Origin of the sequence: Paludibacterium flexuosum (assembly GCF_037076605.1) — a bacterium.
Classification (GTDB): Bacteria; Pseudomonadota; Gammaproteobacteria; order Burkholderiales; family Chromobacteriaceae; genus Paludibacterium.
This window is the reverse complement of record NZ_AP029060.1, coordinates 384,070-409,209: the sequence shown is the minus strand read 5'-3', so window position 1 is coordinate 409,209 and position 25,140 is coordinate 384,070. Positions and strand designations below refer to the sequence as shown.

Genomic DNA, 25,140 nt, shown 5'->3' with positions numbered 1-25,140 from the left:
CTATTTCAGCGGCGAGTCTTTGCGCTCGCGGCCATAGCGTTCGATTTCCTTGTACGGCACCGTGGTGGACTTGTTCTTCTTCACGTCCACCAGCGTCACGCGGTCGGTACACGAGTAGCACGGATCGATACTGGCGACGATCAGCGGCGCGTCCGACACGGTATTGCCGCGCAGCATATAGCGCAAAGGCGGCCAGTTGGCATAGGTCGGCGCCCGGCAACGCCAGCGGAACAGCTTCTGATTGTCGCCGGTCATGGCCCAGTGAATGTCCTCGCCGCGCGGGGCTTCGGCAAAGCCCAGCGCAAACTGGTGCGGACGATAGTGGAACCCTTCCAGCAACACCGGACCGGCCGGCAGATTGTCCAGCGCATGCTCGATGATGGCCAGCGAATCGAAAAACTCGCGCGCACGGATCAGCACCCGGCCCAGTACGTCGCAGCTGTCTTCGGTATGCACGTCAAATGGCAGACTGGCATAACCGGCATAGGCGTGATCGGCGCGGATATCGCGCTTGAAGCCGCTGGCCCGGATCAGCGGACCGACCGGACTGAAATCGCGCGCGACCTTGCGGTCGAGAATCCCCACGCCCGAAGTGCGCTCGCGCAGATTCGGCGTCGCCAGCAACATCTCCACCAATTGCGTGACTTCGACCCGCAGCTCGGCAACCAGCTTGAGCGTACGACTGCGCTCTTCCTTCATGATGTCGCGCCGCACGCCACCGATCAGGTTCATGCCGTAGGTCTTGCGGGCCCCGGTGAGCAATTCGGCCATGGTCATGGCCTTCTCGCGCACCCGGAAGAACTGCATAAAGCCGGTGTCGAAACCGACGAAGTGGCTGGCCAGACCCAGGTTGAGCAAATGACTGTGCAGACGCTCGACCTCAAGGAACACGCTGCGGATCGCCTGGGCCCGCGGCGGCACGACCAGACCCAGCGCATTTTCCACCGCCGTGCTGTAGGCCACGCTATGGGTAAAACCGCAGATGCCGCAGACACGGTCCGACAGGAAAGTCACCTCGTCGTAGCCCATGCGGGTTTCCGCCAGCTTTTCCATGCCGCGATGCACATAGAACATGCGGTAATCGGCGTCGACGATATCCTCGCCGTCGACAAACAGGCGGAAATGCCCCGGCTCGTCGGAAGTAATGTGCAGCGGGCCGAGCGGCACATCGCGCGTGCTGCCGGTGGCGTCATTGACGAAGGTATAGGTTTCGGTGTCACTGGTCGGCGCCGGGCGCTGGTTATAAGCCATGGCGTCCTTGCGCAGCGGGTGCAGATCGTCCGGCCAGTCATCCGGCAGCACCAGACGGCGCTCGTCCGGCAGGCCGACCGGCGTCAGGCCGTACATATCGCGGATCTCGCGCTCGCCCCACACCGCCGCCGGCACGCGCGGCGTCACCGACGGAAACTCCGGCCGATGGGCCTCCACCAGCGCCCGCACCACCACCCAGCTCTTGACGATGCCTTCCATCGACAAGACGTAATACACGGCGAAATGGTCGTTGAGCGAACGCTCATCGTTGCCGAACAACACCGACAACCAGCCGCCCTGCTCGTAGTACAGCCACTCGACCACTTCCGGCAAACTGCCCAGCTTGACGGTCACCGTCACCTGGTCCGCGGTCTGCCATTCCTCTTCCAGCACGGCAGCGGGAAAACGGGCCCGCAGGGCCTCGACATAGCTTTTGCCCACTCTGGCGTGTTCTGCTACTGACATATCTGACATTCTCCTCGCGGGCTTATTTCACGGTGGCAAGCGGCGCCACCACGGCAGCATTCATGGCGGGGGCGGTGCCGACCACATCCTGCACCGCCGCCGTGGCGGCATGCAGCAAATCGGTCACCGGACGTGGCGCTGCCACCCCCATCAACAACATCAGGCCAAGCAACACGGCCATCGGCAGCAGCGTCAGTGCGCCGGGCTCACCCTTCTCCACCTGCTCCGGTGCCTCGCCGAACAGGCTGCCAGCGACCATGCGCACCAGACCGGCCAGCACCACCGTCAGCAGCAGCAGACAGAGCACCATCAGCCAGCCATAGCCGACCTTGATCCCGGCAGCCACCAGCAGGAACTCACTGAAAAACACATTGAAGGGGGGAATCCCGCCCAGCGCCAGCGCCCCGGCGCCAAAGAGCATGGCGGTCAGCGGCGCCGTCTTGAGCAAGCCCTTGACCGAGCCCAGATCCGGCGTGCCGTACTTGAGCAGCACATTGCCCGAACCACAGAACAGCAAGGCCTTGGCCAGACTGTGATTGATGGTATGGAACAGTGCGGCAAACACGCCCAGTGGCCCACCCAGCCCCAGCCCCAGGGCAATCAGCCCCATGTTCTCGACGCTAGAGTATGCCAAGAGTCTTTTCATATGACCTTGAGATACGATAAAGAAAGCCGACACAGCCAGTGACAGGAAGCCGAACACCATCAGCAGGGTTTGCGGGAAAGCCGGACCAATCGACTGCGACACCAGCAGGTAAAAGCGGATGATCACCAGCAGGGCACAGTTGAGCAACACGGCCGACAGCAGCGCACTGACGGGACTGGGGGCTTCACTGTGCGCATCCGGCAGCCAGGCATGCATCGGGAACAGGCCGGTCTTGGTGCCGAAGCCGATCATCACGAAGACGAAGGCCAGACGCATCAGCGTCGGATCCAGGGCCTTGCCCTGCCCCATCAGCACGGTCCAGAACACCGCCCCGCCATGGTCCCCCATCACGCTGGCGGCATTGGAATACACCAGCACCACGCCATACAGACCGAAGGCCACACCAACGGTACAGATGATGATGTACTTCCAGGCAGCCTCCAGCGAGGAACGCTGGCTGTAGAAGCCGACCAGGAAAGCCGAGCCCAGCGTCGTGGCCTCGATGGCCACCCACATCATGATGATGTTGTTGGCAGTCACCGCCAGCAACATGGTGAACAGAAACAGATTGAAGATGCCGAAGTAGTTGCACAGTTGTCCGACATCAATCTCTCCCTCGTCCAGTTCGTGGCCCATATAGCCAATCGAATAGAAACCGGTCAGGAAACCGACCAGTCCGAGCAGGCCCAGGAAGATCGCCCCCAGCGCGTCGACATGCAGCCAGTCCGCCAGACCGGCCGTCGACCCGCCATGCAGCACCGAGCCGGCCACCAGCATCGACAGCACCAGCAGCAGCGCCGTGCCCAGCAGATGTAGCGCGGTAGCCGCCGAACGGGCCATGCCACCCAGCAGGCGACTGGCAAAACACAGCAGCGCCGTGGCCAGCGGGATGGTCAACATCAGGGAAAGCCATGGGTTATGGGTCATTTTGATCAGCCCTTCAACGCAGTCAGTTGCTTCACATCCAGGGTATGGAGCGTGCGATGGATGCGCCGCGCCAGGATCGCCATGATCAGCACCGCAAAGACCGCGTCCGTCGCAATACCGACCTCCACCAGCTCCGGCGCCTTGCTGGCCATCAGCGCCAGCGTCAGATGCGCACCGTTTTCCATCAGGCAATAACCGAAAATCTGCTTGAGGATGTTGCGCTGAGTGACGATACACATCAGCCCCAGCAGGAAATGGCCCAGCGACACGGCCAGCGCCGGCTTGAGATCAGCGACCACGGCCAGCTTGACCGACGACACGGCAAACCACGACAACATCACGATCACCGCTGCCAGCAGCAGCATCCAGGCGGGACTCAGCCAGCCTTGCAGACTCTCGCGATCCGCCAGCCTGCCCAGGGTGCGCACCATGATCAGCGGCACCAGCACCACCTTGGTGACAAAGGCCGACAGCGACCACAAGTAGAGCTCACCCGAGCCCTGCGTGGCGGCCAGCGCCAGGAAAATCCCGACCAGCACCAGCGACTGCAGGGCATACCAGCGCGCCGAGGACAGCACACTGCCGGTACAGATCACCAGCAGCGACGTCACGATCAGCAGGCCGGCCAGGTTATTGACGATCAACATTCCATCCATGATTAACTCCTCAACCCAGCCAGGACGATGCGATGAAGCTGGAAGCCAGACACATCACCAGCAACAGCGAGAACACCACGCGCATGGCCATGGGCAGCGGCGTGGCCGAGGCCACCGCCTCGGACGGCTCTCCCGGCACCACCTTGCCGAACCAGGCCATCAGCCAGCCGAAGCTGCACACCGACTCGATCAATGCCAGGATCACCAGCGGCAGCAGCAGCCAGTGCGCGCCCGACAGCTGGAAACCGGCAGCCAGAATGGCAAACTTGCTGAAGAAACCGTTGAACGGCGGCACACCGGAAATCGCCAGCGCCGCCACACCGAAGCACACCCCGAGGAACGGCGACTGCTTCAGTACCCCGCGCAGATTCGGCAGCACCCGGGTGCCGCAGGTATACGACAGCGCCCCGGCCACCAGGAAGAACAGACTCTTGGCAAAAGCGTGGTTGAAGATATGAGCCACCGCACCGTTGAAGGCCAGTTGCGAACCGAAAATCGACAGCGACAGACCGAGGAAGATGTACGACAGCTGGGCGATCGTCGAATAGGCCAGCAGTCGCTTCATGTCCTTCTGCGGCAGGTACATGGCAAAGCCGTACAGCATGGTCAGCAGCGCCATCACGGCACCGATCCAGCCGATGATTTCCGGCACCTGACCGGCCGAGTAAATGGCACGGGCAAAGATATACACCCCCACCTTGACCATCGAGGCCGCGTGCAGATAGGCACTGACCGGGGTCGGCGCCTCCATGGCATCCGGCAGCCAGACATGCAGCGGCAACTGCGCCGACTTGCCCCAGGCCGCCAGCATCACGCCGAGGAACACCACGATCTTGGCCTGCGGCGTCAGACTGGCGATACCGGTCAGGGCAAAGGACCCGGTCTGGGCAAACAGCCAGCCGGCCGCGACATACAGGCCCAGCGCCGCCACATGGGTCACCAGCAGGGCCTTGAGGGCCGACTTGAGTGCCTTCGGCTTCTGGTAGTAACCGATCAGCCCCCAGGAGCAGGCACCGGTGATTTCAAAGAACACCAGCTGGCCCAGCAGGGTGGAAGACAGCACCAGCCCGGCCATGGCCCCGATGAACACCAACAGATAGGCGTAGTAGCGCGGCTTGGCGACATGCGGGTGTTCCCGGTTGCCTTCCGACATATAGGCCGTGGAATACAGCACCACCAGAAACCCCAGCACCACCACGGCAATGGCCACCAGGGTGCTGAGACGGTCAACCGTGATGCCGATCAGCGGCATGCCCGCCAGGGAAAAAACCCCGGTCGTCAATGCCAGCTTGCCGCCGGCGGCGAAGGCTTGTGCCAGTGCCAGCGTGCCGAGCGAGGCGAGCGCAGCAAACAGCGAGGCAATCCATTTGGCGGCCCGCGCCGGCGCCAGCAGAATCAGCGCCGCCCCGGCAAATGGCACCAGAATGGTCGCGAGAGCGATATTCTCCATGATTGCTCCTCAGAGACCGGTGAGATAAAAGACGAAGGACAGCGCCGCCAGACCGAAGCCGACCCAGGTGACACGCGAGGTCAGCAGGAAGCGTCCGCGCGCCATGCTGTTCTCGATCAGACCGGCCAGCAGGAATACCAGCAGCAACTTCAGAGGCAGTACGATCAGGGCGATGAGCAAGGCGCCGGCATCGGCCGACGAGGCAATGCCGAACGGCAGAAATACCCCCAGCAGAAACTGCGCCATCACCACTTTTTTCAGACCCAGTCCCAGCTTGAGCAAGGCCAGCGACGGACCGGAATACTCGGTCAGCGGCCCTTCCTGCAGCTCCTGTTCGGCCTCGGCCATGTCGAATGGCAGCTTGCCCATCTCAATAAATACGGTGAAGGCAAAGGCCAGCATGGCCAGACCGATCGCCGCCGGCGACTGCAGATAATTGCCGCCGATGCCGGCGCCAATCGCGCCCAGATTGGTCGTCCCCTCGATCAGCGCCACCACCAGCAGCGACAGGATCATGGTCGGTTCGACCAGAATGCCCAGCGTCAGCTCGCGACCGGCACCAATCCCGGCGAATGAACTCCCGGAGTCGATCCCCGACAGCGAGAAGAAGAAGCGCACCAGGGCAAACAGATAGGCAAAAGTAATCAGATCAGCCAGCGCCCCCAGAGGCGAGTGACGAATGAACGCCGGCAGCGCCATGGCCATCAGGAACATGGCACCGACAATCACATAGGGCGTGAGCCTGAAAACCATGCCGGAGGCCGCCGGAGCAATATCCTGGCGCTTGAACAGCTTGATGATGTCACGGTAGTCCTGCAGCACGCCCGGGCCGCGGCGCGAATGCATGCGGGCACGGATCATGCGTGACACACCGGTCATCAGGGGCGCCAGCAACAGCAGGATCACCCCCTGCAGCACGGCCAGCAGAATCATGTTCGGGTTCGGCATTGCAATGCTCCTATCGAACCGAGACCAGCAGCAGCGTGACCAGGGCCACGACCACATACAGGCAATAAACACGGAAATCACCACGCTGCAGCCAGGCGATGCGTCGGGCCAGCTGCTGCACACCGGCAACAATCGGGGCGATCAGGCGGGCATCCCACTGCGGCTCCAGCCGGGTGGCGCCATCCACCGCACCGGACAGGCCGCGATCGAACCAGGCCGACAGGCTCAGCGTCTGACGCAGGCGGTACAGACCGCCGAACATGAAGCCCACCGGCTGTGACATGCCTTCCGGCGACACGGTCATGCGCTTTTCCGTGACATAGCCGCAGGCCCAGGCATCGCCGGCATGGCGACGCGCCACGCGACGTCCCTGCATGGCAGCGATCAGCAGGAAAGGCAACAGCGGCAAAGCCAGCAGCAACAGTGCCAGCAGCGGCGTCGACACCACGGCCGGGGTGTTCAGTTGCCCCGAATGCAGCACCAGACCCTGGGCAACCGGCAAGACGAAGCCCCCGGTCAGCGAGGCGGCGACCCGGGCAAACAGCGGGGCCAGCCACGGCGCACCGACACCGGCGCCGATGCACAATACGGCCAGCACCCCCATCGCCAGCAACATGCTGTAGGGCGCTTCCTCCGCATGCTCGGCATGTTCACTCATGGCCTGCCCGGAGAAGGTCATGCCCCATGCCTTGACGAAGCACAGCGCCGCCAGGGCACCGGTCAGCGCCAGCATGACGATGGCGACCGGACCGGCCAGCCGCATCATGAAGTCGCCGTCATGGCTCATGGCGAACAGGGCCTGATAGCTGAACCACTCGCTGACAAAGCCATTGAGCGGCGGCAAGGCACAGATCGACATGGCGCCGATCAGGAACACCAGGGCAGTCAGCGGCATGCGGCGCGCCAGTCCGCCCAGCAGGGTCATGTCGCGGGTATGAGTGCGATACAGAATGGCCCCGGCGCCAAAGAACATCAGGCCCTTGAACAGCGCGTGGTTGAACAGATGATAGAAGGCGGCCATCAGCGCCAGACCGGCCAGCGCGATGTGACCGGTCGCCAGGCCAAGCATGCCGGCACCCACCCCCATCAGGATGATGCCGACGTTTTCCACCGTCGAATAAGCCAGCAGACGCTTGATGTCCTGCTCGGCCAGGGCATACAGCACGCCCAGCACGGCGGACACGGCGCCGACGGCCAGTACCAGCAGCCCCCACCAGCTCGACTGGGCCCCCAGCAGATCAATCCCGACCTTGATGATCCCGAACACACCGATCTTGACCATCACCCCGGACATCATGGCCGAGGCATGCGACGGTGCCGCCGGGTGCGCACGCGGCAGCCAGCTGTGCAGCGGCACCATCCCGGCCTTGGCACCAAAACCAAGGAAGGCCAGCACAAACACCAGCGAGGACAGCCCCAGCGGCAGCTTCAGTCCGCGGAAAGACTGGAAGTCCAGGCTGCCGCTGCGGCTGTAGAGCAGGAAGAAGGCCACCATGATCAGCACCGAACCGGCATGGGCGATCAGGAAATACAGCAACCCCGCCCCGACCGACTCTTCATCCTGATCGAAGATCACCAGGAAGTAGGACGCCAGCGACATGGCTTCAAAGAACACCAGGAACCAGAAGGCATTGTCGACCACCACCAGCGCCAGCATGGCGGCGATGAAGGTATTCATGAACAGCCCCATGGCCCAGGCGCCACGTCCCTGATATTCGCGTACATATGACTGCGAGTAGATTGCCGCCAGCATCGCCAGCACGGAGATGACCGCCACCATCAGGGCTGCCAGCATGTCCAGACGCAGGGTGAAATGAGCAAAGGAAAACGGACCGGCCAGATCGAGCATGAACACCCGCCCGGTCAGCAGGGTCGGCAAGGCGGACGCCAGTCCGGCAAAACCGCCGAGCAGGCCGGCCAGCGCCGACAGATTGATCGCCAGCCGCTCGCAGCGTGCCGCGGCGACCGAAGCCACGCCGCCGGCCAGGAACAGCAGCACCGACAACAGCAGATAACCCAGTGGCATCAGACTCATTTTGGCTCCCGGGAGAAATCGATCGAGACGGCAGCATTCAGCGCCTCACCGGCATCGGCACGCTTGCTATCGGCATCCTGTGCCAGCGTGCGGTGATCGATCAGTCGCAGCGCCTTGGTCGGACAAACTCGGACACATTCGGCCCCCGTGGCGCGGAAGTCGCACAGATCGCATTTGACCGCCACCTGCTTGACCCCCGGCTGCCAGTCCAGCATCGGATCCAGCGTGGCCGAGGTATCCGCCCCCGTGGCAGCGCCGCTGGTAACCGGCGGTGCCTGGTAGAGATGGCTGACCGCCACCACGCCGCTGACCGGGGTCCCGGAGGGGGTAATGGCGCCAAACGGACAGGCAATCGCACACAGCTTGCAGCCGATGCACAGCGTCTCGTTCAGCACTACCGCATCGCCTTCATGGGTAATGGCCTTGACCGGGCAGACGCGCGCACAGGGCGCGTCCTCGCAATGGCGGCATTGCACCGGCGCAGTCACCTGCCCGGTTCTGACCACCGTCAGACGTGGATGCGCCTGCAGGCCTTCAGCCTTGTGCACCATGGTGCAGGCCGCCATGCAGGTGTTACATCCAATACAACGTGTTGGCTCCGCAAAAACGAAGCGGCTCATAACCAATCCCCCGAAAAATCGACGCCAGCCTGCAATAGGGGCCTTCCATGCCTTGTCGCTGCGATGCGGCGAAACGTGCGCACGGAAGGTCTCCGCTCATGCATTGCACATGCCGTGCCAGCTCTCGTCTTTGCGGCAAAACAATTTCACCGGGGAATTATTCCCTTTGTCGCCAAGGGATTGGCCTGTATCAAGCCGGGGAGGTGCGGGCTGAGATGTCGACACCTGCGTCAGCACTTCGACACAAATGACGAAACCGGGGAAGAAAAATGACACTTCGACATCAAATCAGACGCGACAAGCCGGGGCCAAGTCGGGATAATCATTCAGGGCCTCATGCCCACGCTCGTACACTCAGGAATCAAGATGAAAAAAAACCTGCTTTTCCTGCTTTGCACACTACTACCCCTGGCGTCACAGGCAGACTCGCTCACTGCCATCCCGCGCCTCGACGTCAACCGCTATCTCGGCACCTGGTACGAAATTGCCAAGTATCCGAACTGGTTCCAGCGACATTGCGTCGCCGACACCACGGCGCAATACGATCTGAACAGCGACCATCAGCTGTCCGTACTCAATCGCTGCCGCAACAGCAAGGGGGAGATCGAACAAGCCAGCGGCATCGCGCGCCAGCTGGGAGGGCCCGATTCCGCCAGACTGGAAGTGAGTTTCGCCCCGACATGGCTGCAGATTGCGCCATTGGTATGGGGCGACTACTGGGTCATCGACCTGGATGCGAAATATCAGCTGGCCGCAGTCAGCGAGCCAACCCGCAAATATCTCTGGATCCTGTCGCGCACACCGCAAGTCAAACCTTCTGCCTATCAGAGTTTGCTGGCGCGCCTTGAAGTGATGGGATTTGATACGTCCGGGCTGACCCTGACCCCTCAGACCGGCATGACGGCCGATCAGCCGAACTGAGTCGTGCCCGGGCTCAGGCCCGGGCAATCAGGGAAGACGGGGAAGCGGCGGAGGCCGAAGCGAATGCGGCCTCAAGACCCGCCCTGCCGGATGCGACACGCGGACTGAGACGCCACTGCGCCATCAGCGCCGCCTGTCTGAACTGTTGTTGCAGCTGGGCAAAGCCGTCCGACTCCCCCTCTGTCCCGGAAGCCGGGTTATCTGCAGCCGCCTGCACCGGCGCAGGCCCCCGCATGGCGGCAGGCACGGACGGCACGCTGCTCACCACCCCCATCTGAGCCAGACTGAGCCCTGCCCCGGGCATCAGTCCGGCATGATCTGGCGGGTCGCCCTGATAGCCAGGGGTGGCGGCCACGCCGGCCAGGTCACTGGCATGACTGCTGGGCATCAGCGTGAGCGATGCCGGACTGCCGGGCACGATCGGGAAATCCATCCAGACTCCTGTTCTGATGCGACCACGCCAGACAGGCCCATGCTCAACGGCGTGTATCGCACACTAACAGCTTTGTCAGACAGTCGAACGGCAAAATTCCCGAAATCGGTTTTGAAATAATTACCAATTGTTAATGATGACCTTGTCCTAGAACAGAGCAGCCGGTTCGGACAGGGCTCAGGCACTGGTCTGCAGCAACGCGCCGGGGCGATGCAAACCATTCCCCTCCATGCCGGCAGCCACATGGCGCATCATCTGCGACACGGCCAGACGGCCCGGACCATGATGCAGTGCGACCCGCTGCAACATCGCCTCGACCAGCAAGGGATGACGATGGCGAACACGCCGCGCCGCCGCCTCAAGCGCCAGCACCTTTCCGACCTTGCCCAGCTTGACTGGCATGACATGACCATGCTGAGGCAACTGCGCCAGGGCAGCCGCCGCAGCGAGTGCATATGGGCTGGCCTCGGCCCGGTGGTGATGCAGGGCATGCACGACGGGATGAACAGACAACGACATAACAACTCCGTATGAGGGGAGCCCTGCGATCAGGGCGACATATCGGAGAGTTTGTTGAAATGGCAAACGACTGAATCTAGGCGAATTCCTAAACTGACAGCCGCAGCCGGTCATTGGCGGTCAGTGGAACACTTGATATGCACCGCGCAATATATGCTATAAACATATATTAAACCCCTAACGGCGCTGGCGATGATCGACGCACACAGCCTCTCCCATCTCATCCACCTGATTTATCGTGCAGCCGAAGACCAGCAGGCATGGCCCGCCTTCCTGGCTGCCTTTGCCCGGACATTCCATGGCGGCCCCAGCGCCTTGTTCATGCATGACAGTCAATGCGGCGATTTATCCCGCCAGGGGGATAAGATCATGCTGCTGGAGTATCACGACTACGATTCGGCGTATGTGGAAAGCTATACGCGTCACTACGCCGCCTGCAGCCCATGGACCCGCGCCCAGGCCCAATTTCCGCCCGGCCAGGCCGTCCTGTCGGAAATGCTCTGTCCGACAGACGCGCTGATCAGGACCGAGTTCTATCAAGACTGGCTGCGCCCGCAAGGCTTGATGTATTGCCTGGGCGGACTGGTCAGTCGCGACAATGGCCATACCATCATGCTGGCCACACTGCGCAGCGCCGGACAACCCGCCTTCGACCAGCAAGATCTGCGACATTACGATCTGCTGCAGCCCCACCTGAAACTGGCACTGGCCCTGCATCGCCGGCTGAGTCTGCTGAGCAGTCTGAACGGCGCACTGGATTCCCTGCCCCTGGCCTTGTGGTTGTGCAACCGTGAGGGCAAGGTGTTGCATGTCAACCAGGCAGGGCGACAGATCGCCAGCCGGCGACGCGGATTATGGATTGACGAAGGCGGAGGGCTGCACAGTGAACAAACGAGCGAAGATGCCGGCCTGCAAGCCGCCATGCTGCGCGCCTGCGGACACCAGGACGCCGGACATCGCAGCGGCAGCGCCCTGGCACTGAGCCGCCCTGACTCCACCACCACCCTGACGGTCATGCTGGCCCCCGTGAAGGAGGGGGCGACCGGACTGAGCGATGACACCCACGTCATCGTATTTGCCACCGACCCGGACGAGCGCACCTATGCGCCGGAGGAGCTGTTGATCCAGCGATTCGGCCTGACGCGCCGCCAGGCACAACTGGCGGGCTGGCTGATGCTGGGGGAGGACCTGAAGAGTTACGCCCGCCATTTCGACGTGGCTTACGACACGGCACGCAGCCACCTGAAACAGGTTTTTCTCAAGACAGGGGCACGTCGTCAGGCAGAATTGATCCGTATCCTGTTATCGGTGATGCCGACACAGAACGAGTCCTGAGGCCAGGGCGGGCAGGATCAGCCCTGATGCAGGCACTTGCCGAAACAGGCGGCCTCGCTGCGGCCACTGTACCGCCCATAGTTGGCAATCCGCACATAGCCATGCCGCTGATAAAACGCCACGGCACGGCGGTTGATTTCGCGGGTTTCCAGCCAGACTTCCTCATAGCCCATGCGCCGGGCCTCGGCTTCGAGATGCGCCAGCAATTTGCGCCCCACCCCCTGATGGCCCGGCACCGCATACATGCGCTTGATTTCGGCAATGCCGGGTTCCAGCGGGCGCAATGCCCCGCAGCCCACCGGCTCGCCGCGATCACCACGCGCCACCACAAAACAGGACTTGGCGCCCTTGAGTTCGGACGGATCAAAAGAAGCGCGACCGCTACTGCCGGTCAGATTGAACAACACCGTGGACAAAGCATTCTGCAGCATGACGGCATCGGCACAGGACGGGTCTTCATGAGTCAGCTGGTACATGGCTCACCTCCGTGATAATCGGTCGTTGTCGTTGCCCAACGGGCATTTCCCTTGATTTCAGAATAAGACTTGTCAGCGATAGTGCAAGAACGGACCTGCACCCTGATCAGCGGGCCGGCGCGTGGGCCACCACAATGATTTCGCCACTGCTCTGCGGATCGAATGCGCCCCCCTGCCAATCGCCATACCAGTCAATCTTTCCGAATCCTGCCAGCGCCAGATGCTCGGCCAGACGTGGCTGTGACAAAAAACGCAACTGGCTCTCGCTGACCCAGTGACGACCGGCCGGCAAAAGCTGGTAATGATCTTCAAAACGAATCAACTGCCCGATCTGCTCGACAAAGCGGTTCCAGTGCGCCAGGCGCTGCCCGTCAGGCAGCATGACCTCGCGCCGGGTCACCATGGGGGTCCAGTGCCGCCAGGCCCGCCTGAGGGGATTGCGCGTCTCGAACATCAGCCGACCGGCCGGACGCAAACGTTCACGCACCCCACTCAGCGTGGCGGCAATATCGCTGTCCGTCTGCAGGCACTGAAAGGCATGGCCGGTCATCGTCACCAGATCAAACATCGGCTCCGGCGGTACAAACGACAACTCGCCGACATGCCACTGCACCGTTTGCCCCGCATCCTTGGCCCGCGCGCACTGCACCATGGCCTCGGCCGGATCGATCGCCATCACCCGGTGGCCGCCGGCGGCCAGCCGCAAAGGCCAGCTGCCGGTGCCGCACCCCACATCCAGCACATCCAGTGATGTTTCGCCCAACTGAGACTGGTAAAACAACCAGTCATGCTCAGACTCATTGAAGGCATCATAAAAACGCGCCAGCGTGGCAGAGGTGTAGTGTTCGACTTCCATCATTCCTCCCGGGACCGCCAGAACCCATTTACGGGGCCTGCAAACGAGCCAGCCTGATCCCCATGCCGATAAACAACAGGCCGCCGAGGCGACGCAGCCCAGCGAACAACCTACCGTTGCGCAGCATGGACTGTATCTGACCTGCACTAAAAGCATAAATGGCATGCACCAGACACACGATGGCGGCGATGGTCAGGTACATCACGGCAAACTGGGACCACAGAGGGCGGTCATTCACCAGGAATTGCGGCAAGAAGGCCGAAAAGAAGATCATGGTTTTCGGATTGCTGCCAGAGACGAACATCGCCTCACGCCAGACCCTTCCCCGGTCAAAGGAAGGGACATCGCCACGCACAACGGCCGTGGACCGACCCGGCAACGACGGCCATAACTGCCGCACGCCAAGCCAGAGCAGATACCCTGCCCCGACAAGCTTCATGATGAGAAAAAGAGGCGGCAACGTCTTGAGCACGGCCCCGACGCCGAGCGCCACCAGCAGCACCACCAGCAACTGCGCCAACAAATTACCCGACACGGTCACAAACGTGGCTCGCGGCCCATAGCGCAGCGTATTGCGAATAACCAGCAATACATTTGGCCCCGGGGACAAGGTCGTCGCCAGATAGGCCAGTGCAAACCAACACCACAGATGCCAGCTCATCGTTGCACCGCATTTATAATCAATGACATTTTCATACTGCATTTCTATCAGAACGGCGTCAAGCCTGACTTGCCCTGGCCAGGGCCTGACACACCCGCACCACATCGGATGCCTCGGTACGCCAGTTGCTGAAAGCCGCCCGAATGCCTTTCTGTCCCTGCCACACCCCCGGTGTCATGAACACCTCGCCCGCGGCATTCAGGCGTGTCAGCACCGCCATCGCCTCAGCGTGGCGCGGCCGGAAGATCACCACATTCAAACGTGGCGGCTTGAGCAGCTCATAATCCGGCGAAGCCTGCAGCCATTCAGCGAGAGCGCTCGCCTGGCGGCAATTCTCCTCGACGATATGCCGCATGCCATCGCGCCCATAGGCCAGCAGACTGAACCACAGCGGCAGCGCACGGAAGCGGCGCGATTGCTCGATGCCACGATCCATCAGGGCCGGCAGGCTGTCATGCATTTCCAGATAGGGGGCGGCGACCGAGCAGCACTGCTGCAGCAGATCCGCGTGGGGCGTGAAGAAAATACCGCAGTCGTAAGGCACATTGAGCCATTTGTGGCCGTCGCAGGTGATGGAGTCGGCCAGCTCGATGCCCGCGGTCCAGCCATGCCGCGAAGGATCCAGGCGCGAAAACAGCCCGAAGGCACCATCGACATGCAACCAGGCCTGATGCTGGCGGCACAGGGCCGCAATGGCCGTCAAGTCATCAAAGTCAGTACCGGTGACCGTACCGGCACTGGCAATGACAATTTTGCCCGGTTCCGGGCTGGCGGCCAGCATGGCGGCCAGCGCCGCGACATCCATCGCTTCGCTGTCCGGCAGACAAGGCACGGCAGCGATCTGCTCGCGCCCCAGCCCGACCAGACCAAGCACCTTAAGACTGCTGGCATGCGGGGTGGCACTGAATACCCGGATCGCCGCCGGCCCGATGCCGTCTCGCGCAATGTCGCGCCCCTGACGCCAGCCGGCATGCTGGCGGGCGCAGACCATGGCCAGCAGATTGGCCGCCGTGGCCCCGGTGGTCAGGCTGCCGACCAGCCCTTCGGGCAAACCCAGCAACTGCCGCAGCCAGTCCAGCACCTGTAGTTCCACCCCGGTGGCGATCGAGTTGCCGGCAGAGGCGACGTTCTGATCGATCACCGCCGTCAGCCAGTCGCCCGCCAGCGCCGCCGGGGTCACGCCACCGGTGACGAAGCCGAGATAACGCGGACCGGGCGAGGCATTGAAGCCGGGTGCCAGGTCCTGACAAAATGCCTGCCAGACGCCCGCCAGCCCCAGCCCCTGCCCGGGCAGCGCCCGCTCCGGCGGCGAAGGATCATCCGGCCGAGCCACCGGGCGCTGCCCCAATTGCTGCAACCACTCCCTGCTCCATGCCAGCAGTTGCGGTTGAAGATCGAAAAAAGCCTGATCCGCCTGAACCTGTTCCATCGCATTGTCCTTTCGTGATTGATGCCAAAAGCTTATGCTGAAGACCCGGCAGGATACAGATACAGAATGACAGATAAAAAAGAGTACAGATGAACGCCAAATATCAGCAACTGGCCCTCAGCCTGCGCCACGACATTCATCAGGGCAGGCTGCCGCCCGGTCAGCGTCTGCCGTCGATCCGGCAGCTGGCCCGACAGCATGGCGTCAGCCTGACCACGGCCATTCGCAGCTACGAATGGCTGGAGGCACAGGGAGAGATCCAGGCCGCGCCCAAGTCCGGTTTCTATGTGCGTGCCCGACGGCAAGCCAGTGCAGCGCCGCGCTTTAAGGACTTCGATCCGCTCGCCCATCCGGTCGACCATGCCGGCCTGATCGCCGAAATCCGCCAGGGTGCCCAACACCCCGGCCACACCCCGCTGGGTACGGTCATGCTGGCCCCCTCGCTGCTGCCGCTCGCCAGCCTGCAGCAAAGCCTGCAGCGTTCGGCGCGGCGTGCGCCGCAGGCAGCGGCCAGCTATGGCGCCCCCGGTGGCGAAGCCATCTTGCGCCAGGCACTGTGCCAGCATTTCGCCGCGGACGGGCTGGCACTGCATCCGGAAGATCTGCTGATCACGCAGGGCTGCATGCCGGCACTTCATCTGGCGCTGCTGGCCGTCAGCCAGCCCGGGGATAGTATTGCCGTCCCCTCCCCCTGCTACAGCGGTCAACTGCAGCTACTCGCCAGTCTGGGACGTCAGGCACTGGAAATACCCTGCAGCCAGCACGGCATGGATCTGGACCGGCTGGAGGCCTGCCTGGCCGGCGGCCAGACCCGGGTCGCCCTGCTCAGTGCCAGCCACCACAACCCGCTCGGCTTCAGCCTGTCCAGCGAGGACAAGCAGCGCATCGCGGCACTGGCACAGCACTACCAGGTCACCGTGATCGAAGACGATGTGTTCGGGGAATGCAGCCATGGCGGTCCGCGCCCCCTGCCGATCAAGGCCTGGGACAGCACCGGCCAGGTAATCTGGTGCGGTTCCTTCTCCAAGACCCTGGCGCCCGGCTATCGCATCGGCTGGTGCGCCCCCGGCAGACACCATGATGCGCTGCGCAGCCTGCATCTGGCCGGCATGCTGGCTGTCAATGCCCCGCTGCAGCTGGCACTGGCCGATTTCCTGCATCGCGGTGAATACCGCCGTCACCTGCGCCGGCTGCAACCGCAACTGGCCCGGCAGGTCGACCAGCTGCGCCAGTCGGTGTTGCGCCATTTCCCGCCCGGCACCGCCGTCAGTCAGCCCGACGGCGGCTACGCGCTCTGGGTGCAACTGCCGGACGCAGGCGACGGCATGGCGCTGTATCGCGCCGCGCGCCAGCAGGCGATCAGCCTGGTACCGGGCATGGTGTTCAGCGCCCGCGGACTGTATGGCGACTGCCTGCGACTCAATGCCGGCAACCCCTGGAGCGACGGCCTGGATCAGGCGGTTTCACGGCTGGGCGCACTCGCCACGCAGGGTCTTGCCGCACGTGGATGACGATCCACCCACAAAGTGCCCAGCAGCCCCAGTCCTGCCAAGACGGCTCCCAGTACCCGCCAGCCGGACAGCCCCGCGTGCAGCCAGGCATCCAGCAGCAGACCGGCACTCATCTGCCCGGCAAACATCAACAGGGTCATGGCAAAGGCCGAGACATGCGGTGTCACCCGATTGCACAACACCACGAAACCCACCCCCACCGCACCACCCAGCCAGGCCCAGCCTGGTACAGTGACCCAGGCAAGGGATGGCCAGGGCAAGGAGACGCCACAAGACAGACAGGCCAGCACGGCGGCAGCCAGCCCTCCCAGATAATTGACCAGCGTCCCCGGCAGCACGCCGATCTGTCCGGCCAGCCGTGCGTTCAACAGACGCGACAGGGTTCGCGCCACACCGGCCAGCAAAGCCAGCATCATCGCCATCCACATGATTGCCCTCCTTTCCATTCAATGCGCCATGGCCACAATGCCGACGACAATCAGGGCCAGACAGGGCCATTTGCGGGCATCAAAACGCACCCGGCGCACCCCCAGCCAGCCAAAGTGATCAACCAGCATGGCCGAAGCCGTCTGACCGAACAGCCCCAGCGCCGCGGTCAGGGTGACGCCCAGGCGCAGGAAACCGGCATTGGCCAGCACCACGATCAGCATGCCGACCACCCCGCCGCCATACCACCAGAACGGAATGCCCGGTCGCCACAGCGACCAGCGGCGCTGCACCAGCAACAGCAGCACCCACAACAGGCCCGACAAGTGAATCAGGACACTGGCCGGCTGATTGCCCAGTGCCGCCGCCATCTGACCATTGAGATGAATCATCAGCGCCGTCAGCGCGCCACAGAGAAATGCCCACACAGTCATCATCCTGCCTCCTTGCCACCGAGCTTAGGTGGTTTGAATTGGCAGTCGTTATGACAAATGTCACAATGGTATTTTCTTCGAGGGCAGCCGCATGGATCCGCGCATCGAACATTATTACCGACAGCACCAGCTGCAGCGCATACTGGGCGAGATCCATCTGCCGGCGCTGCAGCTGCAAGCCTTCCAGGCTGGCGAGTGCCTGCTGGCGCAGGGCCAGCCGGTGCGGTATCTGCAGTTCTTTGTGGCGGGACGCGCCAAGGTGGTGCTGCCCATGGCCAATGGCCGCGAGCTGCTGCTGTGCTTCTACCAGCCTCTGCAATTATTTGGTGATATGGAAATTTTCGAGCCGGACCGACCCGCCAGTTCGCGCATCGAAGCACTGGATGATTGTCTGTGCCTGAGTCTGGGCATGGACTACGTCAGACGAGCGCTGATTGGTGACAGCGTTTTTTTGCAATCGCTCAGCCGCTCTCTGGGACGCAAGCTGGGACGGGTGATCCAGAACAGCGCCCTCAATATGCTGCACCCGCTGGAGGATCGTCTGGCCAGCTACCTCCTGGCCACCGCCCGCCAGCAGGGTGAGGACTGGTGGTTCAGCGGCAATCTGAGCCAGATTGCCGACTGCCTGGGCGTCAGTTTCCGTCATCTGCACCGCAGCCTGCAGGCATTCTGCAGCAAGGGCTGGCTGATCAAACAGGGACAACAATACCGCCTGCAGGATCGCGCCGAGCTGGCACGTCGTGCAGGCGGTATCTATGTCATACCAGGCAGCGTTTACTGATCGTCAAAACCGTAGGACAGACCGGGATCGGGGTCGGCGCTGCCGACTGCCGGCGGCACATCGCGAATATCCTGATAGAAGCGCACCAGGCTGGTGGACAGATACGGGATCACCCACAGCAGGCCGATGCCCAGCGTCAGCAGGCCCAGCAGGAACCAGCCGATGAAGCGGCAGCCCAGACAGAAGAACTTCCACTTGTTGCCGATCATCATGATCTTGCTCTTGCGCAGCGCCTCGCGTGCACTCAGTTGCGGCTCATCGACCAGCAGATAGAACGTCATCGAGTAGGACAAGGCGGCGATGACGCCCGGGATGATCAGCAACAGCGCCCACAGCAGGATGAACAACACCATCAGCAAATAGGCGGCCAGACCGGTCAGGTAGCGCTCGAAGCCGCTGAACAGCTGACTGAAGCGCAGCTCGCCGCCACGCAGCAACTGCAGGTAAAACAAGGCAAACCCCAGCTCCAGCGGCCCCTTGATCAACAGGTCGACGAAGCTGTCAGAGTATGGCGGCAAGCCAAGGTAAACCAACAGGCTCAGGCCCAGTTCGATCCCCAGCAGGATGGCTGTCGCGCCGACCGCCATTTTCCAGCGGCCGCTCAGGGCGGCCCGGGCCTCGGCCATGATGCGGGCATTGTCGGTCATGGAAATCTGGCTCATTACTGGCTTCTCCGGATGGATGGACGGAAAAGCATAGCAAATCTTTGCCCAACATTCATGACAGACAGCTAAAACCCGCGCCCCGTCCTCAGCAGATACGCGGCAGCTGCTCGCCGTTGATCCAGTCCACCATGCGCCGACCGCCAAAAGCGGTTTCCATCTGCACGAAATGATGATCATCGGCCAGCACCTCGCCGATGATCGCCGCCTCGCGCCCTTCCGGACGCGCCCGCATGACACGCAGCAGACGCTCGGCATCTTCCGGCGGACAGATCGCCACCAGCTTGCCTTCATTGGCCACATACAGCGGATCCAGCCCCAGCAGCTCGCAGGCGGCACTGACCTGCTCGCGCACCGGCAGGGCACGCTCGTGAATCAGCATGCCGACACCGGACTGGCTGGCAAACTCGTTGAGCACGGCGGCCAGGCCGCCGCGCGTCGGATCACGCAGCGCGCGCAGGCCCGGTACCGCCTCCAGCATGGCCGCAACCAGATGATGCAGGGCCGCGGTATCCGACTGAATGGTGGTATCGAAACGCAAGCCCTCGCGCAGCGACATGATGGCCACACCATGGTCGCCGATCGGCCCGGAAACCAGGATCTTGTCGCCCGGGCGACAGCGATCGCCGGACAGCTCGATCCCCGGAGGCACCACACCGACACCGGTGGTGGTGATGAATACGCCATCGCCCTTGCCTTCCTCCACCACCTTGGTATCCCCGGTCACCACCGGCACCCCGGTGGCCTGTGCCGCCGCGGCCATGGATTCGACGATGCGCACCAGGTCGGCCAGCGCAAAGCCCTCCTCCAGAATGAAACTGGCGGCGAGATACAGCGGCCGGGCGCCATTCATGGCCACATCGTTGACGGTGCCGTGTACGGACAGACAGCCGATGTCGCCGCCCGGAAAGAACAAGGGCGACACCACATGGCTGTCGGTCGCCATCACCAGACGCCCGCCGTCAGCCGGCAGTGGCAGACAGGCACCATCGTTCTGTGCCGCCAGCCACGGGTTATCGAAATGGCGCAGGAAAATCTGCTGAATCAATTGCGCCATGGCGCGACCGCCACTGCCGTGGGTCAGATCGATGCGGCCATGTTTGAGATCCAGAGGTCGGGTATAGCTCATGAGAGATCCGGCTGCGTGGCCGTGCGGAAACGGCCGTAAGTGTAATGGGCGGCACAGGCCCCCTCCGAGGACACCATGCAGGCGCCGATGGGGTGATCCGGTGTGCAGACCGTACCGAAAACCTTGCAGTCCTGCGGTCGCTTCTGACCGCGCAGAATGGCGGCACATTCACATGCCTTGTGATCCGGCACCTGACGATCGCCGATACCGAAGCGCCGTTCGGCGTCGAAGGCGGCCAGCTCGTCGCGGATACGCAAGGCACTGGCCGGCACCTCACCCAGGCCGCGCCAGTCGAAGGCATCGCGCAAGGTGAAGACCTCGGCCACCATGCCCTGCGCCTTGAGATTACCCTCGCGGCTCACCGCGCGGGTGAACTGGTTTTCAATCTGTGCCCGCCCCTCGTTGAGCTGTCGCACCAGCATCAGAATAGCCTGCATGACATCCAGCGGCTCGAACCCGGCAATCACGACCGGCTTGTGATAGCGCTCGGCAAAGGCCTGATAGGCGCCATAGCCGATCACGGTGCTGACATGCGCCGGGCCGACAAACCCGTCCAGCGCCACGGCATCCGGTTCGGTCTGTGCCTGCATGATATGCACCATGGCGGCCGGGGTCAGCACGTGGTTACAGAACACGCTGAAATTCTGCACACCGCGTGCGGCCGCCTTGCGAATCACCGCCGCGGTCGGTGGCGTGGTGGTTTCAAAGCCGATGGCGAAGAACACCACCTGACGATCCGGATGCTGCTCGGCCAGCGCCAGCGCGTCATCGCAGCTGTAGACCATGCGCACATCCGCCCCCCGGGCGCGGGCCTTGTACAGCGACATACCGCCCGAGGCAGGCACCCGCAGGGTATCGGCATAGGTACACAGGATCACCTGGTGCTGCACTGCCAGCTCGATGGCGCTGTCGATGCGCCCGATCGGCAACACACACACCGGACAGCCCGGGCCATGGATCATGCGGACCTGCGGCGGCAGCAGGTCCTGCAGACCGTAGCGCGAAATGGCATGGGTATGGCCGCCGCAGAACTCCATCAGCCGGTAACTGCGCCCCGGCCGCACTTCGGCCGCGATCGTGCGGGCCAGGCGTTGCGCCAGCTCACCATCGCGAAATTCGTCGATATATTTCATGGCAGACTCAGCGATAGGCAGCAGGGTTGGCCGGATCGGCATCCTGCCCCATGGAGGCCAGCAGCGACAGGGTCTGTGCCGCCTCGGCCGGGTCGAGTTTGCCGATGGCGTAGCCGACATGCACGATCAGATAATCGCCAACCGCCACCTGATCAATCAGGGCGACCGAGATCACCTTGTGCACACCGCCCAGTTCAATACGCGCCTGATCATCGTCCATGAGTTCGATCACGCGCGCCGGTATGGCCAGACACATGCTTGTATTCCTTGCGTTCAACGGGTGTCAGTACACCCGAATGGTTTGATCCAGTTGATGGCGGGCCACCCAGGCCTGCCCGAGCGCCAGTCCGCCGTCGCCCGGCGGCACGGCGCCGGCGCTCAGCATGCGGATGCCGCGCGCTTTCAGGGCATGCTGCAGACCACGGCTCAGCAGCGCATTGAGCATGCAGCCACCGCCACAGGCCACCAGGCGCAGCCCCTGCCGTTCGGCATGCAGTGCCACCCAATCTGCCAGCGCATCCACCAGCACGGTATGAAACAGGGCGGCGCCCTGCCCGGCATCCGGCTCATCGGCCAGTCTCGCCAGCAGCGGCAGCAGATCGAGATGGTCGTCCAGCACATACAGGGCACCGGGCGCTGTCACCGGCCCATGACGTTCGGCCAGGCCCTCCAGCAGCATCGCCGCCTGTCCCTCGAAGCGCATCACCGGCTGGACGCCCAAGAGGCCGGCTGCCGCATCGAACCAGCGCCCCATGCTGGTGGTCTGCAGCCCCGGTCGCGCCAGCCATTGCGCCAGTTGTGACGCGCCGGTCTGACCGGCAAAGCGCGTGGCAATCTCGTCGCCACGCCCGAGCATGGCCAGCGCGGCAGCGGCCATGCGCCAGGGCTCGCGCGCCGCCCGGTCGCCCCCCGGCAAGGCAATCGGCCGCAAGTGGCCCAAACGTTCAAACACGGCACCGTCGACCTTGAGCAGCTCGCCACCCCAGGCTTGGCCGTCACTGCCCAGGCCGACACCATCCAGCGCCAGCCCGAGCACCGGCCGGTCGACCCCGTGTTCAGCCAGCACAGCAGCGATGTGCGCATGGTGATGCTGCACCGCCACCGCCGGCACCTGCCACTGCTGGGCCAGTTGCTGCCCGAGCCGGCTGCCGTGCAGGTCCGGGTGCAGATCATGCGCGACCGCCTGCGGCGTAATCTGCAGCAGATGCAGCAGGTGCCCGACGGCTGCCTCCTGGGCCAGGCAGACCGCCACCCGATCCAGGTCGCCGATATGCTGCGACAGAAAGGCCTGATCCTGACGCGTCAGGCACAGCGCATTTTTGTAAAAGCCCCCCATGGCCAGCACCGCCGGACCAACCCGGGCCAGCGGGATACCCAGCGGGGTATAGCCCCGGGCGCGGCGCAGGAATTGTGACTGGCCCTGCTGTTGGCGCAGCACGCTGTCGTCACAGCGCGTGACGATGTCACGGTCGTGCAGCAACACGGCATCGGCCAGCCCGGCCAGTTGCGTCAGCGCCGCCTGATTGTCGATGACCAGCGGCTCGCCATGGGCATTGGCACTGGTCATCACCAGCGTCAGCGGCTGGGCTTGCGACAACCAGTCGGTGCCGTCGGGACGGCCGGCCGCCTCGTGAAACAACAGATAATGCAGTGGGGTATACGGCAGCATCGCCCCCAGCCAGGCCAGCCCGGGGGCGATGCCCGGCAAGGCCAGATCGGCCGCAGTGCGCTTGCGCAGCAACACGATGGGGCGGGCAGACTGTTCGAGCAGCGCCTGATCACCGGGCTGCCAGTCCACCCAGGCATCCAGAGAGGCCGTATTGGCCACCATCAGCGCCAGCGGCTTTTCTTCGCGCTGCTTGCGCAACCGCAGCCGGGCGACGGCATCGGGCTGGCGGGCATCGCAGGCCAGATGAAAACCACCCAGGCCCTTGATGGCCACGATCTTGCCCTGCTGCAGCCAGGCCAGGGTGGTAGCCAGCGGATCGCCCGCCAGAGGCTGGCCCTGCGGGTCCAGCAGCCTCAGGTTTGGCCCACAGTCAGGGCAGGCATTGGGTTCGGCGTGAAAGCGCCGGTGCAGCGGGTCTTCATATTCTTGCTGACAGCGGGCACAAAGCGGGAAAGCCGCCATGCTGGTACCGGCGCGTTCATAGGGCAAATGCCGCACCAGGGTGTAACGCGGACCGCAATCGGTACAGTTGATGAAGGGATAGCGATAGCGACGATTATCAGGATCAAACAGCTCGGCCAGGCAGGCCGGGCAGACCGTGCTGTCCGGCCCGATCTGCGCCATGCGCGCCGGACTGTCGCCATGATTGAGGCGGATGACGAAATCGCGCTCATCCTGCAGCGGCAGCGCATTCACGGCAATCTTGTCGATTCGGGCCATGGGCGGTTTGTCACGCTGCAGGCGCGCGGCCAGCTCGGCCAGGGAGGCCGGGCTGCCCTGCGCTTCGATGGTCACCCCCTCGGTGTCATTGCGCACCCAGCCGGACAGGCCGAGTTCGTGGGCTAGCCGAAACACGAAAGGGCGGAAACCCACGCCCTGCACCACGCCACGCACCACCAGGCGCTGTCGCAGCGGACTCATTGCCCGGCCTGATCCAGCCCCTGGCGCAACCAGTCGAGCCAGGCTTGCCAGCCTTCACCACTGCGAGTGGACAGACAGATCACCGGCAAACCCGGACGGACCTGACGAGCCATCTCGATGGCCGCCTCCACCTTGAAATCGACATAGGGCAGCAGGTCGATCTTGCTCAGAATCATCAGATCGGCGGCACGGAACATATCCGGGTATTTGAGCGGTTTGTCCTCACCCTCGGTGACCGACAGAATGGCGACCTTGTGCGCCTCGCCCAGATCGAAGGCGGCCGGACACACCAGATTGCCGACGTTCTCGATCAGCAACAGGCTGCGCGGTGCCAGGGCCCCCTCCCGATCCAGCTGCAGCAGGGCCTGATCCACCATGCGGGCATCCAGATGACACCCCTTGCCGGTATTGATCTGCACTGCCGGCGCACCGGTGGCGCGAATGCGCTCGGCATCGTTGGCGGTCTGCTGATCGCCTTCGATCACCGCCACCGGGCTTTGCTGCTGCCAGCGGCGGATGGTTTCCACCAGCAGGCTGGTCTTGCCCGAGCCGGGGCTGGAAACCAGGTTGAGGGCAAAGATGCCCTTGCGTTGCAATTGCGCACGGATATGCGCAGCGCGGGCGTCATTGTCGGCCAGAATGTCCTGCTCGATCTTGAGGGTTCGCGCCTGATCCATGCCCGGCGCATGCGCGGCATCCAGCGGCGCCACCTGGCGATAACCGCCGCTGCTCGTCCCCGGCTTGCCTGGCGGGTGGGCATGGCCGCGCGCGGCCTTGCCGTTGATCATGATATGGCCGTGACTGCAGCCGCAGGTGGTACACATGACAAGATCCTTCCTGATGTCG

Annotated in this window: 25 protein-coding genes; 4 read left to right on the top strand and 21 right to left on the bottom strand. The window is 63.3% G+C overall.

What is annotated here, in order from left to right; all coding sequences use genetic code 11:
* Genes AACH39_RS01950 through AACH39_RS01920 form a run of 7 tightly spaced genes read right to left on the bottom strand, consistent with a single transcriptional unit; the run spans position 1 to position 8,944 of the window.
* Positions 1-1,716: a hydrogenase large subunit gene (locus tag AACH39_RS01950; protein WP_215776296.1), complete on the bottom strand. Its 1,716-nt coding sequence runs from the start codon at positions 1,714-1,716 to the stop codon at positions 1-3.
* Between the two features lie 22 nt (positions 1,717-1,738).
* Positions 1,739-3,289: a hydrogenase 4 subunit F gene (locus tag AACH39_RS01945; RefSeq protein WP_338620778.1), complete on the bottom strand. Its 1,551-nt coding sequence runs from the start codon at positions 3,287-3,289 to the stop codon at positions 1,739-1,741.
* A gap of 5 nt (positions 3,290-3,294) precedes the next feature.
* Positions 3,295-3,945 (bottom strand): hydrogenase 4 membrane subunit, encoded by a 651-nt coding sequence (gene hyfE / locus AACH39_RS01940; RefSeq protein WP_215776301.1) that lies wholly within the window; start codon positions 3,943-3,945, stop codon positions 3,295-3,297.
* Positions 3,946-3,955: 10 nt separating this feature from the next.
* Entirely contained in the window at positions 3,956-5,395 is a 1,440-nt protein-coding gene (locus tag AACH39_RS01935) for a hydrogenase 4 subunit D (protein WP_215776303.1), read from the bottom strand.
* 9 nt (positions 5,396-5,404) lie between these two features.
* A complete protein-coding gene (locus tag AACH39_RS01930; RefSeq protein WP_215776305.1) occupies positions 5,405-6,343 on the bottom strand; it encodes an NADH-quinone oxidoreductase subunit H in 939 nt (312 codons plus the stop codon).
* 10 nt (positions 6,344-6,353) lie between these two features.
* Complete coding sequence (gene hyfB, locus AACH39_RS01925; RefSeq protein ID WP_338620777.1) at positions 6,354-8,378, bottom strand: hydrogenase 4 subunit B; 2,025 nt, start codon at positions 8,376-8,378, stop codon at positions 6,354-6,356.
* Positions 8,375-8,944 (bottom strand): 4Fe-4S dicluster domain-containing protein, encoded by a 570-nt coding sequence (locus AACH39_RS01920; RefSeq protein ID WP_338620776.1) that lies wholly within the window; start codon positions 8,942-8,944, stop codon positions 8,375-8,377. Before AACH39_RS01920 ends, hyfB begins: the two co-directional genes overlap by 4 nt.
* Before the next feature lie 420 nt (positions 8,945-9,364).
* On the opposite strand from AACH39_RS01920, the gene AACH39_RS01915 reads away from it, so the two are divergent.
* A complete protein-coding gene (locus AACH39_RS01915) occupies positions 9,365-9,919 on the top strand; it encodes a lipocalin family protein (RefSeq protein WP_215776312.1) in 555 nt (184 codons plus the stop codon).
* 13 nt (positions 9,920-9,932) lie between these two features.
* Here the strand turns inward: AACH39_RS01915 and AACH39_RS01910 are convergent, their stop codons facing one another.
* The gene (locus AACH39_RS01910) at positions 9,933-10,352 is read right to left on the bottom strand and encodes a hypothetical protein (RefSeq protein WP_215776315.1); all 420 of its coding nucleotides are present in this window, start codon (positions 10,350-10,352) and stop codon (positions 9,933-9,935) included.
* A 177-nt stretch (positions 10,353-10,529) separates the two neighbouring features.
* Positions 10,530-10,871, bottom strand: a complete 342-nt coding sequence (locus AACH39_RS01905; RefSeq protein ID WP_338620775.1) for a hypothetical protein — start codon at positions 10,869-10,871, stop codon at positions 10,530-10,532.
* A gap of 192 nt (positions 10,872-11,063) precedes the next feature.
* Between AACH39_RS01905 and AACH39_RS01900 the strand changes: the two genes are divergently transcribed.
* A complete protein-coding gene (locus tag AACH39_RS01900; protein WP_338620774.1) occupies positions 11,064-12,206 on the top strand; it encodes a helix-turn-helix transcriptional regulator in 1,143 nt (380 codons plus the stop codon).
* A gap of 17 nt (positions 12,207-12,223) precedes the next feature.
* Here the strand turns inward: AACH39_RS01900 and AACH39_RS01895 are convergent, their stop codons facing one another.
* The 4 genes from AACH39_RS01895 to AACH39_RS01880 form a co-directional block, all read right to left on the bottom strand.
* Positions 12,224-12,682: a GNAT family N-acetyltransferase gene (locus tag AACH39_RS01895; protein WP_215776322.1), complete on the bottom strand. Its 459-nt coding sequence runs from the start codon at positions 12,680-12,682 to the stop codon at positions 12,224-12,226.
* Positions 12,683-12,788: 106 nt separating this feature from the next.
* Positions 12,789-13,541, bottom strand: a complete 753-nt coding sequence (locus AACH39_RS01890; RefSeq protein WP_338620773.1) for a methyltransferase domain-containing protein — start codon at positions 13,539-13,541, stop codon at positions 12,789-12,791.
* A 25-nt stretch (positions 13,542-13,566) separates the two neighbouring features.
* Positions 13,567-14,241, bottom strand: coding sequence for a LysE family translocator (locus AACH39_RS01885; protein WP_338620772.1), 675 nt, complete (start codon positions 14,239-14,241; stop codon positions 13,567-13,569).
* A 16-nt stretch (positions 14,242-14,257) separates the two neighbouring features.
* A complete protein-coding gene (locus AACH39_RS01880; protein ID WP_338620771.1) occupies positions 14,258-15,628 on the bottom strand; it encodes a pyridoxal-dependent decarboxylase in 1,371 nt (456 codons plus the stop codon).
* 89 nt (positions 15,629-15,717) lie between these two features.
* On the opposite strand from AACH39_RS01880, the gene AACH39_RS01875 reads away from it, so the two are divergent.
* The gene (locus tag AACH39_RS01875) at positions 15,718-17,139 is read left to right on the top strand and encodes a PLP-dependent aminotransferase family protein (RefSeq protein ID WP_338620770.1); all 1,422 of its coding nucleotides are present in this window, start codon (positions 15,718-15,720) and stop codon (positions 17,137-17,139) included.
* On the opposite strand, the gene AACH39_RS01870 is transcribed toward AACH39_RS01875, so the two are convergent.
* Positions 17,082-17,567, bottom strand: a complete 486-nt coding sequence (locus AACH39_RS01870; RefSeq protein ID WP_215776334.1) for a DMT family transporter — start codon at positions 17,565-17,567, stop codon at positions 17,082-17,084. The genes AACH39_RS01875 and AACH39_RS01870 overlap by 58 nt on opposite strands.
* 18 nt (positions 17,568-17,585) lie before the next feature.
* The gene (locus tag AACH39_RS01865; RefSeq protein WP_215776336.1) at positions 17,586-18,002 is read right to left on the bottom strand and encodes a DMT family transporter; all 417 of its coding nucleotides are present in this window, start codon (positions 18,000-18,002) and stop codon (positions 17,586-17,588) included.
* An 88-nt stretch (positions 18,003-18,090) separates the two neighbouring features.
* On the opposite strand from AACH39_RS01865, the gene AACH39_RS01860 reads away from it, so the two are divergent.
* Entirely contained in the window at positions 18,091-18,780 is a 690-nt protein-coding gene (locus AACH39_RS01860; protein ID WP_338620769.1) for a cyclic nucleotide-binding domain-containing protein, read from the top strand.
* On the opposite strand, the gene AACH39_RS01855 is transcribed toward AACH39_RS01860, so the two are convergent.
* The 6 genes from AACH39_RS01855 to hypB form a co-directional block, all read right to left on the bottom strand.
* On the bottom strand, positions 18,774-19,442 hold the full coding sequence (locus AACH39_RS01855) for a DUF975 family protein (protein WP_215776342.1): 669 nt from the start codon (positions 19,440-19,442) through the stop codon (positions 18,774-18,776). The two genes, AACH39_RS01860 and AACH39_RS01855, sit on opposite strands and share 7 nt — an antisense overlap.
* Before the next feature lie 88 nt (positions 19,443-19,530).
* The gene (gene hypE, locus AACH39_RS01850) at positions 19,531-20,571 is read right to left on the bottom strand and encodes a hydrogenase expression/formation protein HypE (RefSeq protein ID WP_338620768.1); all 1,041 of its coding nucleotides are present in this window, start codon (positions 20,569-20,571) and stop codon (positions 19,531-19,533) included.
* Positions 20,568-21,704 (bottom strand): hydrogenase formation protein HypD, encoded by a 1,137-nt coding sequence (hypD, locus tag AACH39_RS01845; RefSeq protein ID WP_215776346.1) that lies wholly within the window; start codon positions 21,702-21,704, stop codon positions 20,568-20,570. Before hypD ends, hypE begins: the two co-directional genes overlap by 4 nt.
* 7 nt (positions 21,705-21,711) lie before the next feature.
* Positions 21,712-21,960 (bottom strand): HypC/HybG/HupF family hydrogenase formation chaperone, encoded by a 249-nt coding sequence (locus AACH39_RS01840; protein WP_215776349.1) that lies wholly within the window; start codon positions 21,958-21,960, stop codon positions 21,712-21,714.
* A 27-nt stretch (positions 21,961-21,987) separates the two neighbouring features.
* Entirely contained in the window at positions 21,988-24,294 is a 2,307-nt protein-coding gene (gene hypF / locus AACH39_RS01835) for a carbamoyltransferase HypF (RefSeq protein WP_338620767.1), read from the bottom strand.
* Positions 24,291-25,118, bottom strand: a complete 828-nt coding sequence (gene hypB, locus AACH39_RS01830) for a hydrogenase nickel incorporation protein HypB (protein WP_215776352.1) — start codon at positions 25,116-25,118, stop codon at positions 24,291-24,293. Before hypB ends, hypF begins: the two co-directional genes overlap by 4 nt.
* Positions 25,119-25,140: the final 22 nt, after the last annotated feature.

What these genes read in the sequence shown, in the direction of transcription:
- hyfE (WP_215776301.1), bottom strand. Translation starts at nt 3,945, where the DNA reads ATGGATGGAATGTTGATCGTCAATAACCTGGCCGGCCTGCTGATCGTG.
- AACH39_RS01880 (WP_338620771.1), bottom strand. Translation starts at nt 15,628, where the DNA reads ATGGAACAGGTTCAGGCGGATCAGGCTTTTTTCGATCTTCAACCGCAA.
- AACH39_RS01840 (WP_215776349.1), bottom strand. Translation starts at nt 21,960, where the DNA reads ATGTGTCTGGCCATACCGGCGCGCGTGATCGAACTCATGGACGATGAT.
- hypB (WP_215776352.1), bottom strand. Translation starts at nt 25,118, where the DNA reads ATGTGTACCACCTGCGGCTGCAGTCACGGCCATATCATGATCAACGGC.
- hypD (WP_215776346.1), bottom strand. Translation starts at nt 21,704, where the DNA reads ATGAAATATATCGACGAATTTCGCGATGGTGAGCTGGCGCAACGCCTG.
- AACH39_RS01910 (WP_215776315.1), bottom strand. Translation starts at nt 10,352, where the DNA reads ATGGATTTCCCGATCGTGCCCGGCAGTCCGGCATCGCTCACGCTGATG.
- AACH39_RS01885 (WP_338620772.1), bottom strand. Translation starts at nt 14,241, where the DNA reads ATGCAGTATGAAAATGTCATTGATTATAAATGCGGTGCAACGATGAGC.
- AACH39_RS01945 (WP_338620778.1), bottom strand. Translation starts at nt 3,289, where the DNA reads ATGACCCATAACCCATGGCTTTCCCTGATGTTGACCATCCCGCTGGCC.
- AACH39_RS01860 (WP_338620769.1), top strand. Translation starts at nt 18,091, where the DNA reads ATGGATCCGCGCATCGAACATTATTACCGACAGCACCAGCTGCAGCGC.
- AACH39_RS01890 (WP_338620773.1), bottom strand. Translation starts at nt 13,541, where the DNA reads ATGATGGAAGTCGAACACTACACCTCTGCCACGCTGGCGCGTTTTTAT.
- AACH39_RS01900 (WP_338620774.1), top strand. Translation starts at nt 11,064, where the DNA reads ATGATCGACGCACACAGCCTCTCCCATCTCATCCACCTGATTTATCGT.
- AACH39_RS01895 (WP_215776322.1), bottom strand. Translation starts at nt 12,682, where the DNA reads ATGTACCAGCTGACTCATGAAGACCCGTCCTGTGCCGATGCCGTCATG.
- AACH39_RS01905 (WP_338620775.1), bottom strand. Translation starts at nt 10,871, where the DNA reads ATGTCGTTGTCTGTTCATCCCGTCGTGCATGCCCTGCATCACCACCGG.
- AACH39_RS01865 (WP_215776336.1), bottom strand. Translation starts at nt 18,002, where the DNA reads ATGATGACTGTGTGGGCATTTCTCTGTGGCGCGCTGACGGCGCTGATG.
- AACH39_RS01870 (WP_215776334.1), bottom strand. Translation starts at nt 17,567, where the DNA reads ATGTGGATGGCGATGATGCTGGCTTTGCTGGCCGGTGTGGCGCGAACC.
- hyfB (WP_338620777.1), bottom strand. Translation starts at nt 8,378, where the DNA reads ATGAGTCTGATGCCACTGGGTTATCTGCTGTTGTCGGTGCTGCTGTTC.
- hypE (WP_338620768.1), bottom strand. Translation starts at nt 20,571, where the DNA reads ATGAGCTATACCCGACCTCTGGATCTCAAACATGGCCGCATCGATCTG.
- AACH39_RS01920 (WP_338620776.1), bottom strand. Translation starts at nt 8,944, where the DNA reads ATGGCGGCCTGCACCATGGTGCACAAGGCTGAAGGCCTGCAGGCGCAT.
- hypF (WP_338620767.1), bottom strand. Translation starts at nt 24,294, where the DNA reads ATGAGTCCGCTGCGACAGCGCCTGGTGGTGCGTGGCGTGGTGCAGGGC.
- AACH39_RS01875 (WP_338620770.1), top strand. Translation starts at nt 15,718, where the DNA reads ATGAACGCCAAATATCAGCAACTGGCCCTCAGCCTGCGCCACGACATT.
- AACH39_RS01855 (WP_215776342.1), bottom strand. Translation starts at nt 19,442, where the DNA reads ATGAGCCAGATTTCCATGACCGACAATGCCCGCATCATGGCCGAGGCC.
- AACH39_RS01950 (WP_215776296.1), bottom strand. Translation starts at nt 1,716, where the DNA reads ATGTCAGTAGCAGAACACGCCAGAGTGGGCAAAAGCTATGTCGAGGCC.
- AACH39_RS01915 (WP_215776312.1), top strand. Translation starts at nt 9,365, where the DNA reads ATGAAAAAAAACCTGCTTTTCCTGCTTTGCACACTACTACCCCTGGCG.
- AACH39_RS01930 (WP_215776305.1), bottom strand. Translation starts at nt 6,343, where the DNA reads ATGCCGAACCCGAACATGATTCTGCTGGCCGTGCTGCAGGGGGTGATC.
- AACH39_RS01935 (WP_215776303.1), bottom strand. Translation starts at nt 5,395, where the DNA reads ATGGAGAATATCGCTCTCGCGACCATTCTGGTGCCATTTGCCGGGGCG.